The 10041-nt window shown below is 63.8% G+C and carries 3 protein-coding genes; all 3 read right to left on the bottom strand.

Annotated features, from left to right (window positions below):
• Window positions 1-29: 29 nt before the first annotated feature.
• The 3 genes from AC07X6_RS02375 to AC07X6_RS02365 all read right to left on the bottom strand — a co-directional run bounded on the left by AC07X6_RS02375 (window position 30) and on the right by AC07X6_RS02365 (window position 9979).
• A complete protein-coding gene (locus AC07X6_RS02375) occupies window positions 30-3077 on the bottom strand; it encodes a TonB-dependent receptor (protein WP_494789971.1) in 3048 nt (1015 codons plus the stop codon).
• Between the two features lie 491 nt (window positions 3078-3568).
• On the bottom strand, window positions 3569-6529 hold the full coding sequence (locus tag AC07X6_RS02370) for a TonB-dependent receptor plug domain-containing protein (protein WP_494789970.1): 2961 nt from the start codon (window positions 6527-6529) through the stop codon (window positions 3569-3571).
• 99 nt (window positions 6530-6628) lie between these two features.
• Complete coding sequence (locus tag AC07X6_RS02365) at window positions 6629-9979, bottom strand: TIM-barrel domain-containing protein (RefSeq protein WP_494789969.1); 3351 nt, start codon at window positions 9977-9979, stop codon at window positions 6629-6631.
• Window positions 9980-10041: the final 62 nt, after the last annotated feature.

Raw genomic sequence — 10041 nt, 5'->3', positions numbered from 1 at the left:
GGCCCGCCGCACGGCGGCCCGGCTGCAGTTTAATAGGTGTATTCCGCCGTGAAGCGGACCGAACGCGGTGCCATGCGTCCATCGACCTGCAGGTAATTGCGGGAGATGGCGCCATGGTCTTCGCGCGTTTCGGTATAGCGGGTCACGGTCTGGCTGTTGAACACATTGAAGACGTCCACTTTCAGGCTCAGGCCCTTGACGGCGCTGGGAGTATAGGCCACATTCATGTCGAGCTGCGCTTGCCACGGCAAGCGGCCCTGGCTGCCGCGCGGCGCCGGCTTGCCATTGCAATAGAAGTAGGAATCGCCGTAGTTGTTCTCGAACTTCAGTTCATCCGGCAGCGCGCCGATGCAGTTGCGCGGTGCGCCCGAGGTCAGCGACAAGTTGGCGCCGACCATCACATCCGGGATGACCTGCATGAAACCGTAGGCCTTGAAGGCGTGGCGGTGGTCGCCCGGCAGGTAGCCATACGCGTTGTACATCAATTCCTTGTGGTCGTCGCTCACCGTCAGGCCCACGTCGCCGCCGCCGATGCTGTCCGTCTGGCCTTCCATATTGCCCTTCAGGCCGGACAAGGTGTAGGTCAGCTTGCCGTACCAGCCATTCGTGTACGGGTGCTCGATGAACATGTTCAAGGCGCGGTAAGTGCGCGATGGCAGCGGGTTGCCCCACTCCGCCGCCGAAATATCCACGCGGCGCAGGCCCTTGCCATCGTCAAAGTCCACCATCAGGCTGTTGTCGCGGCCCGGGTTGATGATGGCGCACTGGAAGCCGCTCCACTTGCCCGTGTCGACGCCGTTGCGCGTGGCCCAGGCCTGCAGCGGACGCTCGTCGCAGACATCGTCGTTGGTGTCGTTCAGCTTGCGGTACAGGAAGCTGGCGCCCACCACCAGTTTCTTGCTCAGGGCGCGTTCGAAGCCCAGCGAGAATTCATCCTGCGACAGCGGCTTCAGGCCGACGGCCGTCACTTCGCGCGCATCGCGGCTCTGGCCATACGCGTTGTTGGCCGAATACGGCTTGCTGATGGCGTGCAGGCCCGTCGGCGCGCCCGTGACGGGATCGACGCCCGTATAGGTGAACATCTCGCTGGTGGCCAGGAAGGGGCTGGCCATGTTGCTCGACAAATTCGATGGCACCGGCAAGTGGTAACGGCCGCCGTTGGCGAAGAATTTCAGGGTGCCGTCGCCCAGGTAATCCCAGGTGGCGCCCACGCGCGGGGCGATCATGTTGCGCTGCGAAATGAAGGCCACGCCATCGGTGCTGTAGTTGGTGAACTGTTCGCGGCGCAGGCCCAGGTCCAGCAGCACGCGTTCCGTGACCTGGTAGTGATCCTGGATGTACTGCGCCGATTGCACGCTGGTCGGACGCGCCAGGTTGGCGTTCAATTCCTTGCTGACGTAATAGCCATCCTTGCCGTAGCCGTTGCCCTGGGCCGGCGTTTCAAAGGCGCCGTTGATCAGGAGCGTCGCATCTTTGACCTTCTGGTATTTCCAGCGGTAGCCGCCGGCCAGGCTCAGGCCCACTTTCGATTCCACGTCGATGCGGTCGATGCCGCCGCGCAGCGAATGCTTGCCCAGCTTGTATTCCAGGTCCAGGCGCTTGGCCTTCTGGCGGTCTTCCGACGACGGGTCGACCAGAGTACCGGTCACCGTTTGCGGATTGGTGTACGTCAGGCCAGGCACCTGGGTCGATTCATTCGACGACGTTTGCGCCAGCAGCGGATTGTAGCCTTCCGGGGTACGGCGGTGCGAAGTGCGCGACTGCCCCATCATCGCCGTCACCGTCAGGTTGTCCGTCAGGTAGCCCGTGTACTTGAAGATGTCGACATTCGCGCCCGGCGCGGCCGACGAGCCGCAGCAGTTGATGGTGGTCTCGCTCCCGCCGCCAGGCACGTTATTGCGTTTCAAGGTGGCATAGTCGAAACCATAGCTCTGGCTGTCCGTCGTCGTGCGGTCATACAGCTTGGTATATTCAAAGTGATGGTCGTCCGTCAGGTTGTAGTCCAGCTTGGCCATCATGCGGTCAACCTTGCTCTTGCTCTCGCGCCAGCCGTTCGGCAGCACCTTGTCCACCAGGTCGTCGCGCGCACCGGCGACGGCGCCGCCGTCCGTGCGCGTCTGTTCCAGCGCCACAAAGGCGAACAGCTTGTTCTTGATCAGCGGTCCGCTGCCGTACAAGCCGACGACCTTGCTGGTGCTGCCGTTATCGCGGTTCCAGTACTTCAAGGTGCCATCCGTCTCCGGATTAGCGCCCGTGTTCGGGTAATACCGGTTTTCCGTCGTGCCCTTCAGCGAGCGGGGGATGATGGAGACCTTGCCGCCGAATTCGACCTTGTTGCCGCCGCTCTTGGTGGTGATATTGATCACGCCGCCCGTGGAGCGGCCGAATTCCGAACCGTAGCCGCCCGACAGCACCTGCAGGTTGGAGATCGCGCCGAACGGCAGCTCCGAGGCGCCCACCTGGGTCAGGAGGTTAGTGATGGGGAAGCCGTTGACGTAGAACGCATTTTCGGACTGGCCCGAGCCGCCGATCGACGGTGCATTGCCGTACACGCTGTTGGTGCCGCGCGCCACGCCCGGCGTCAGCTGCACGATGGAGGCGACATCGTTGCCGACTGGCAGCGCTTTCAATTCCTTGGCCGTGAAGATCACGCCATTGTTCGTGTTCGATACGTCGATCGGATTGCGCGACGCCTTCACCACGACGGTCTGCTCCTGGCCCACAGTGCCTGCCGCGCTGGCCGGGCCGAAGTTCGCTTCCGCGCCCGCGCCGATCAGGGCTTCGACTTCCTGCGACGCTTCCACCGAACCGGCACGCAGCACACGCACCGCATAGCGGCCCGGCGGCATGGAGTTGGCCACATAGCGGCCCGACGTATCCGGCGTCAGCGTACGCTGCACGCCCGTCGCCAGGTTTTCCAGCACCACAGTGGCGCCGGCGGGCGCGCTCACTTCGCCGAAAATGGTACTGGTGGCGTTCGACTGTGCCCAGGCCTGGCCTGGCACGCCGGCCGCCAGGGCGATCACGATCGCGGCGGCGCGGCTGATGTCGCGCAATTTGAGTCGGGTGGTATGCATGTGTCTCTCCGTCTATATCGAGGGTTATACGCGCCCTCCCCGCTCCAGGGCGAAGTCGGGGGGATGCAATTTTTATGGTGAGCGTCGGAAGGGAGAGCCAGGCAGCCGTTCCTTCCGGGAAATCAGTCCGTTTCGGCTGATTTTCGTTTTCTTGGGAATACTTTAAAAAGAAAAATAAGTATCGTCAATAAAAAGAAAGCCATAACGCAAATTTGTCTCTAAAGCGAGCAAATAAATGCCATTTATCTTTCGATTTAATGAGCAGCGCCGCAGATAACTTTCGTTATCGTGGCGTGACAGATACACGCGCACCCAAGGAGGCCGTCGGAAGCGCATAATTCGCGCAGTAATGGGGAGAGAAAAACGCGAAAGACGACAGGCCAATCGCCTTTCACTTACGTTTATCTTTCGTATTGCGCATTTCGGAATATTGTATTTTTCTTTTCATGGCAATACCCCGGCCCGCAGGCAGGCCGGGGCGGCGTCACGCCTTAAAAGAACTTGTAGCTGGCCGAGAGCGCAAACTGGCGTCCGAACAGGTCCTGGCTATGGTTGTAGCCTTCCCAGCCGTTCGGGTCGTAGTACGGCTGCTTGTTGAACGCATTTTTCACGTTCAGGCCCACGTCCAGGTTCTTGATCGGCTTCCAGCTGAAGGCCAGGTTGACCGTCGTGTACGACGGCGCGCCCTTGCACTGGCCGGCCGGCAGCGCCACCGAGGCGGCGGTGCAGTTTTCCGGCGTGTTGTCCTTGTCCCAGGGGCCATAGGCCCAGCGCGTCTTGCCCGAATAGTTGATGAAGACGCTGCTGACGAAGTTGCGGTAGCTCCAGTCGGCATTGACCGTGGCGCGGTAGCGCGGCGAATCGTAGTAGCCGACGGTATTGCCCTTGATATCGCTGCCGTCTTCGCTGTCGTGGGTGTCGCGCTTGCGGATGGTGGCGGCGATGCCGGTACTCAGCTTGCCCCAGTCGCCAAGCGCAAAGCGCGTGCGCGCGTCGATGTCGACGCCGTCCATCAGGGTGCGGCCGCGGTTCGAATACGAGTTGATCAAGCCGCCCAGGTTGCCCACCGAGTAACCGGGTACGCCGCCCGCGCATACGCCCGCGTTGGCGGGATTGGCGCACATGGCCGCCACCGCCGCCATATTGCCCCGGTCCGTGTCCGTCAGGTCGTTGCGGATGGCGCTCGATGTGCCGGCCAGGGTCGGGCCATACTTGTCCACCAGTTCCGTAAACAGCTCGTTGAAGTCCTGGCGCACGATTTCGTCGCGGCGGTTGATGAACCAGTAATCGATGGAGATGCTCACGTCCTTGGCCGGCTGCAGCACCAGGCCCACGGTGGAAATCTTGGCCTTTTCCGGACGCAGGTTCTGGTTCGGCGGCGTCAGGCCGCCCACCGTCGTCGAGCAGTTCGAATTGAGCAGGCTCTTGCCCAGGTCCGCATCCGTCGCCACCTTCGATTTCATCAGCGCGCGCGCCATGGCATTCGTTTCATCGCAGCGCACCGTGTCGCGGATGCCGCCCACCTGCGCAAAGACGCCGCCCGAGCCCGATTCAGCCAGGTTGGGCGCCCGGAAGCCTTCCGAATACGTCCCGCGCAGCATCAGGTCGGGCCGCGCGCGCCAGATCACGCCCAGCTTGGGCGCCAGGTTGGCGGAAAAATGCGGGTATTTGTCCAGGCGCGCGGCCGCATTGACTTCCAGGGTGTCGCTGAGCGGCACCACCACCTCGCCAAACACGGCGGCGATGGTGCGCTTGCCGTCGAACCACGAGCCGCCCTGCTGCGTGATCAAGCCATTGGCCGCATCCGCGTTGCCGGGAGTAAGAAAACTCTCGCGCATGACGTTAGTGCCCACGGCGGCGCGCACTTCGCGCTCGCCCAGCTTGAACAGCGTGCCTTCCAGCTTCGCGTCCCACGTCATCAATTTGGTCCAGGATTCGATGGCGAAGGTCGGATAGGCGGCGCGCACCAGCGCCGCATTGGCCTCGCTGATTTCGCCGAACTTGTAGGCGGGATTGTCCGAGATATACGTGCGCCCGCTGACGGGGTCCTTGGTGAACGGGCCGAACGCCTGCTTGAAGCCATTGATGTTGATGTTCGCCGTCTGGAACAGGGTCGAATGGCTGCCCGCCACGCTGAGCGCCGTTTCAAAATCCCAGCCGCCGCCGATGCTGCCGCGCAGTCCGACGAGCGCGCGGTAGTTTTCATCCACGTTCTTCTGGCCGAAGTGGCCCGTGGCATCCTGCAGCAGATAGTTCAAGCCGGCCGCGCCGCCCATCTTGGCCAGCATATCGGCATCGAGCTTGCCCTTCAGGTAGACGTTGTTCGGGCTCAGGAAAGGCGTGGCGAAGGTATTCAGGGTATTGCCCGTGTTGCGCGCGAACCAGTTGTTCGTGCTGCCGCTGTTGAAGCTGGACGGGCCATTCTCGCCGCGCATCTTGATGTGGGTGAAGGCGCCTTCCGCGAACGCTTCCATGTCGCCGCCCAGTTTCAGCCGGCCGCTCAGGTAGGCAGTGGCGCGCTCCGAGGTGGGGCCCGTGTCGAGCTGGTTGGGCAGCGCATTCCACACGCAGCGCGTGCCCGACGCTTCGGTGATGCTGGTGTTGCAGCCGGGCGCGGCGCGCTGGGTGCGCGCATTGTTGTTGGCCTTGTCGAAGACAAAGAAGGTCCCCGGATTCATCACGCCCGGCTCACTGCCCACGCCCACGCGCATGTTCGGGATGAAATTGGGATTGTTCGCATAAAAATACGAAGGACGCTTCTGCCACGTATCGGCCAGCGCGATGCGGTCGCGCTGGTAGACGTTGACGGAACCGTAGATGTTGTAGCCGTCGCTGGCCAGGTCGCCCAGGCCATACAGCACGCTGGCCTGGCGCTCGCCATAGGCTTTCACGCTAGGCGAAAACTCGCCGTTGGCGCGCGCTTCCAGGCCTTGATACGATTTTTTGGTGATCACGTTGATGACGCCGGCCACTGCATCGGAGCCATACACGGCCGACGCGCCATCCGTCAGGATTTCCATGCGCTCGATGGCGGCGGCGGGAATGGCGTCGATATTGACGAACATGGTCTGGAAGCCGGCCGGCGCGCCGTAGAACGACAGGCGGCGGCCATTGAGCAGTACCAGCGTGCCCTGCGCGCCCATGCCGCGCAAGTTCGCCTGCGAGCCGCCGTCGGACCCCGTGAACATCGAGCGGAAGTCCTGCTGCGCCGGACGGGCCGCAGGCAAGTTATCCAGCACTTGCAGCAAGGTGAGCGCGCCCATGTTTTCGATCTGCTTGGCATTGATCACCTGCACGGGCGACGCCGTTTCCGCGTTGATGCGCTTCAGGCTGGAGCCCGTCACTTCGACGCGCGCCAGTTTTTCCTCCTCCGCCGCCAGCGCCGTTGATGCCAGCGCAGTTGAGCACAATCCTACCGCCACCATGGCGGCCATCAGTTTTTTCAAGTGCATTCCCGACTCCCTTTTATAAGTGATTTGTTTTCGTAAGGCTGCAAGAGCCCCTCCCCGGTCCAAAGAGGGGCTCGATTTGGTGAAATGAAGTGATTGCGGTTAGCGCGGCTTGACTGTCGCGCCTTCCGTGCCGGTCAGTACGGCGTTGGCCCAGTTGCCGCAGACCTGGGCCGGGTGGGCGCCGCGCGCGCCCAGGGTGCGCAAACTGAGGTGGCTCAGGCCGCGCACGTCAATCTCGGGTTTGACCACCCCGGGAGCCGTGACCAGGCCGCTGTCATACAGCAGCCGCTCACCGCTCCAGACCTGGAATTGCAAGCCGCCGGCGCTGCGGCAGCTATCGTCCACGCCCAGGTCGGCGCGCAGCAGATTCCAGTTACCCGCCAGCTGCAAGTCGATGCGGCTGGCAGGCCCCACGCCGAGGCCCTTGCGGAACCACAGCCCGTTCATGCGCATCTCGGCCGCCTTGTCGGCCGGCCGGTCTTTCGCGATGTTCTTCGGCAGCGCCAGGTCCGACAGGTAGCGCTGCACCTCTTCTCCTTCGGCCACGCGGTGCTCGAGCACGCGGAAGGCGGACAAGGTGACGGGCGCCACGTCGGTGGCCAGCGCCGCGTCGAACGCGCGCGCCACCGGGCCCGTTTGCGCCGCCGTCACCATCGGGTCGGTGGACGCCGCGCCATCGCCTTCCGGATTTTGCGTGCTCATGACACGGAAGCGCAGCAAGCGCCCCGCCGTGGCGGGGAAATTGATCGTCTGCGTACCCTCTTGCAATTTGAGGGTGCCGCGCGCAAGCGCCGCGCCCCATTCGCCGTTGTTGTCGCCGATGTAGATTTCGTAATCCCGCACCTGGCCATGCTTCCAGTGCTGGTCGTTGCGCGGCGCCAGTTCGATGCCGTCCACCAGGCGCCGTTCCGTAAAGCCGATCACCCATTCGTGCGGACCGCTTTTCACGGACGGGCTGCGCACGGTGCGGAACCACGTCTCGGGCTTGCCGTCGAAGGCGTTTTCCAGCGGATAGCCGCTTTCTTCCGCCGGACGCGCCACCACCTGCATGGCGTCGGCCGGCAAGGCGCGGCCCGGCACGGGAGCGGCGGGGAAATCGGCATCGCTTCTCGCCACGGCCTGCGCACCGGCCACCTGCAAGGCCAGGGACTGGCGGATATCCTGCGCCGCCACTTTCACGTGCAAGGTGCCTTGCCTGTCTGCCGCGTCGAAATACCAGCCTTCGACCGCCTTGTCGTAGGCGGCACGATCGGCGGACACCGCGAGCAGGCGTTCGCCCGCCCTGACGGCTGCCGGGCGCTGGCCCGCCAGCATGCGCAGCGCATAGCCGCGGCGCGCTTCCTGGCCCTGGTACTTGCCATCGACGGCGCCGATGTCAACCTGCACGTCGGCGCCCGCCTGGCGCATGCGGATGACTTGCTGGCTGAAGGCGCCGCCCTGGTACTGGCGCGTGTTGCCGTCGTCTTCATACAGGGTGTATTCGGAATCGCCGTGCGGGTAGATATCGAGGGTCAGCTGATCCTTCGGTTTCTGGCCGTCGTACAGCATTTCCGGATACATGGGCAGGATGGCGCCGGCACGCACGAACACGGGCAGCTTGTCCAAGGTCACCTGCATATCGAGGTCGCGCCCTTTCGCGCCGGCCGTGGCCTGGCGGCCATCCCAGTAGTCGTACCACGTGCCCTGCGGCAGGTGGATGCCCTTGCGCCAGCCGCCGCTGACGGCCTGGCTGCGGTAGACGGGCGCCACCAGCACGTCGCGGCCCAGCAGGAATTGATATTTATACGCTTCCGTGTAGGCGGCCGGGTCTTGCGGGTAATCCCACATCAGGCCGCGCACCAGCGGCGCGCCAGATTGTTCCGCTTCGCGCACGAGGGTATACATATACGGCGTGAGGCGCATCTTGAGTTTCAGATAGCGGCGGTTGATGTCGCGGTACGGTTCATCGAACCACCACGGGTGCTTGCGCTCGGCCGCGGCCCAGCCGGACATGCCCATCAGCACGGGCGTAAAGCTTTTCCACTGCAAGTCGCGCAGATAGGTTTCCGGGCTGCCGCCGAAGATGGCATCCACGTCGCCGGACGCATACGCCTGGCCGGACAGGCCCGAGCCGATCAGGGTCGGAATGTGCCAGCGGATGTAATCCCAGCTGGCGCTCTGGTCGCCCGTCCACGCCACGGCGTAGCGCTGGATGCCGGCCCAGCCCATCACCGTCCACAAAAACGGGCGGCTGTCGGAGTTGTTCAGGATGCCGTCGTAGGCCGACTTGTTCGCATCCATGGCGAACTGGTAGCCCTTGCCCGTCCATGCCACGTCCAGTTTTTGCACGCGGCTGCCCGCCTGGCCCACTTCCCAGGCGATCTTGTCGACGCCGTTTTCCGTCCACAGGCCCGTGCGGAAGCCATAGCCGGCCAGGCCCTTCACCGTTTCCGGCAAGTTCGTGTAGCCGCAGCCGTAGCCATCGTTGGGCAAAATCCAGCCGCCCGGCATGTCGTGTTCGCGGTACTGGCGCGCGACGCTTTCCACCACGTCCGGCGTCTTGCCGGTGGGGCCGTCCGTCCAGCCCTTCGGCACGGAACCGGGCTTTTTCACGTTGTCGCCATCGTTGTAGCAGTCGGCGTCGCCGTATTCGAGCGCCCAGCGGGGCAGCATGCGCGCGCGGCCCGTCAAGTCCGTGTAGCGGGCGACGACGTCGCGCAAGTCCTTGCCGACGAAGAAATACGCATCGAAGCGCCCTTCCGCGTGCTGCAGCGAGATCTGCTGGCTATCGCGCAAATCGTAATTGCCGTCAGACCAGGTATTGCGCAGCACGCCCCAGCCCCGTGAACTCATCAAAAATGGCGCGGGATTCGGGCGGTCGCCCTCTTCCCAGCCGCCCGAATACGACACGGGCACCTGCTTGCCCTTGAATTCGAAGCGCCCATTCTGCTGGCCGCCGCCGAAATAGCGCTCGCCCGGCAGGCTCGACAGCACTTGCACGCCCTGCTTGTCGTCGAGCGACAGCGGCTGCACTTCGCGCCACAGCGGCACTGCGTCGCCCTTGCGGTACAAGGTAAAGCGCAAGGGCTTGCGGTCGAGGCGCAGGCTCAGGGCTTCGGTGCTGATCACGATATGGTCGGGCTGTTCATCGATCTGATACGCCACCTGCGCGGCGGGCTGGCCCACGACGATGGGCGCGGCCTTGTCGCCGGGCCCCGTCAAGCCCCCCTTGCCGCCCGCCTGGATGCGCAGCACGTCCGCCTGCGGCAGGCTGATACGCAGCTGCATGCCCGTGTCGCTGCGCAGATCCCAGCCCAGCGCCTCGCCCTTGGCCACGTCGGCCGCATGCACGGCACTCAGGCTTGTCAGGTTGCCGATGGGCGCGGCCTGCAGGCCAGGGACAGCCAGGGTGGCAAGAGCGGCGAGGACGCAGGCGGCAAGGGCGCGGCGGGGAAGCGGGAGAGGTTTCATCTGCTGGCTTTCAGAAGTGATTCAATGAAATTACTTTAAGAAGAAAAATAAATATCGTCAAC

It is taken from the genome of Janthinobacterium sp. GW460-12-1-14-LB5 (assembly GCF_059423585.1).
This window is presented reverse-complemented; position numbering and strand designations above follow the sequence as displayed.